This window comes from Kitasatospora sp. NPDC048298 (assembly GCF_043201465.1).
Lineage (GTDB): Bacteria > Actinomycetota > Actinomycetes > Streptomycetales > Streptomycetaceae > Kitasatospora.
Genome location: NZ_JBICYZ010000159.1, coordinates 1 through 2,201, shown reverse-complemented (window position 1 = coordinate 2,201; position 2,201 = coordinate 1). Strand labels below are relative to the sequence as shown.

At 77.0% G+C, this 2,201-nt stretch carries 2 protein-coding genes; both read right to left on the bottom strand.

All coding sequences use genetic code 11. From position 1 onward, the window contains the following. Nucleotides 1–283: 283 nt before the first annotated feature. Nucleotides 284–1,705, bottom strand: a complete 1,422-nt coding sequence (locus ACGF0D_RS44130; RefSeq protein ID WP_392926211.1) for an acyl-CoA synthetase — start codon at nt 1,703–1,705, stop codon at nt 284–286. 214 nt (nt 1,706–1,919) lie between these two features. Then, the coding region (locus tag ACGF0D_RS44125) for an electron transfer flavoprotein subunit alpha/FixB family protein (RefSeq protein ID WP_355269736.1) at nt 1,920–2,201 on the bottom strand (282 nt) is incomplete at its 5' end.

Sequence of the window (2,201 nt, the reverse complement as noted above, 5' to 3'; positions counted from 1 at the left end):
CCCGCCCCCCCCCCCCGCGCCCCGCGCCCCGCGCGGGCCCCCCCCCCCCCCGCGCCGCCCGCCCCCCCCCCCCCGCCGGCGCCGCGGCCCGGCCCCCCCCCCCCCCCCCCCCCCCCCCCCCCCCCCCCGCCCAGGGGTTCGGTTCTGCCTGCGTGTCACGTTAGGCACGCGTCCGCTCACTGCGCGCAGTGGAGTGCGCCAAATGGAAGGGGCACCGGGGTTGAGCACCGACGGCACATCAGGGTGAACGGCCGTCATCCGAGGAGGCGTCAGGACACCCCCCTCAGCGGCCGCCGGCCTCCGCCAGCAGCTGCTTCTTCAGCACCTTCCCCAGGGCGTTCCTGGGCAGTTCGGGCACCAGGACGACCCGCCGCGGCCGCTTGTGCACCGAGAGCCGCTCCGCCACGAAGGCCGTCAGCTGATCCCCCGTCACGGCGCCGTCGGGAATGACGTACGCGACGATCGCCTGTCCGAGGTCCTCGTCCGGCACGCCGACGACCGCCGCGTCAGCAACCGCCGGGTGGTCGCGCAGCGCGGCCTCCACCTCGCCCGCGCCGATCCGGTAGCCGCCGCTCTTGATCAGGTCCACCGAGGCGCGGCCGACGATCCGGTGGAAGCCGTCCGCCCCGATCACCGCGACGTCGCCGGTGCGGAACCAGCCGTCCGCCGTCCACGCCTCGGCGTCCGCGTCCGGCCGGTTGAGGTAGCCGCTGAATAGCGTCGGGCCGCAGACCTGCAGTTCGCCGACGCTCTCCCCGTCGCTGGGCACCGGCGCGCCGTCCTCGCCGACCAGCCGGGTCCTGACCCCGTCCACCGGCAGCCCGACGCTGCCGGGGCGCCGCTCGCCGTCGGCCCGGGTGCTGACCGTGATCAGCGACTCGGTCATCCCGTACCGCTCGATCGGGGCGTGCCCGGTCAGCGCCGCCAGCTTCTCGAACACCGGGACGGGCAGCGGCGCGCTGCCGGAGACCAGCAGCCGGGCCGGGGCGAGCCGGGCCGCCGCCTCCCGGTCCGCCGCCAGCCGGGACCAGACCGTGGGCACCCCGAAGTACAGGCTGCCGCCGGCCTCCGCGTAGCCCGCCGGAGTGGGCCGCCCGGTGTGCACCAGCGCGCTGCCGGTGCGCAGGGCGCCGAGCACGCCGAGCAGCAGCCCGTGCACGTGGAACAGCGGCAGGCCGTGCACGAGGGTGTCCTCGGCGGTCCACTGCCAGGCGGCGGCGAGGGCGTCCAGGTCGGCGGCGATCGCCTCGCGCCGGATCACCACGCCCTTGGGCGCGCCGGTGGTGCCCGAGGTGTAGAGCACGAAACCGGTCGACTCGGCGGCCGGCTCGGCGTAGGTCGTGGCGGAGCGCTGCGCGGGGTCCACCGGCAGCCCCGCCACCGAGGTGTCCTGCGGCAGCTCCTCCCCGACGGCGTGCGCGAGCAGCGCCGCGCCCGAGTCGCGCAGGATGTGCTCGCGCTCCTTGGGCCCCGAGTCGGGCGGCAGCGGCACCACCGGGACGCCCGCCAGCAGGCCGCCGACCACGGCGGTGACGGTCTCGACGGTGGGCCGGGCGAGCACCGCGAGCGCCGGGGCACCGGCCACCCGGTCGGCGACGGCGGTCGCCGCGCCCAGCAGGTCCTCCCGGGAGAGCGTCCGCCCGTCGATCCGCAGCGCCCGCGCCGCGTCGCCGAAACCGCCCTGAAGTGCCGTCAGCAGTGCCATGCCACCGTCCTCGCCTCGTTCCACGCCACCGCGCCGCGCCCGTGCGCCACGCGCTCGTCCCGCGTGTCCGCCTCCGCGTCACGCGCCGGCGCCGACTCTACGGGCGCCGCCCCGCCCGCCGTGCTCCGGGACGGTCGGGCGGCGGCTCGGGGCATGCCGGAGGGCGTGGCACCGAGCGGTACTCGGTGCCACGCCCTCCGTCGTCGTCGCGGGATCAGGCCTTGCGGGCCTTCACCTCGGCGGTGAGCTGCGGCAGCACCTGGAAGAGGTCGCCGACCACGCCGTAGTCGACCAGCTCGAAGATCGGGGCCTCGGGGTCCTTGTTGACGGCCACGATGGTCTTCGAGGTCTGCATGCCGGCCCGGTGCTGGATCGCGCCGGAGATGCCCGCCGCGATGTAGAGCTGCGGGGAGACCTGCTTGCCGGTCTGGCCGACCTGGCTGCTGTGCGGGTACCAGCCGGCGTCCACGGCGGCGCGCGAGGCACCGACGGCCGC

What these genes read in the sequence shown, in the direction of transcription:
- ACGF0D_RS44130 (WP_392926211.1), bottom strand. Translation starts at nt 1,705, where the DNA reads ATGGCACTGCTGACGGCACTTCAGGGCGGTTTCGGCGACGCGGCGCGG.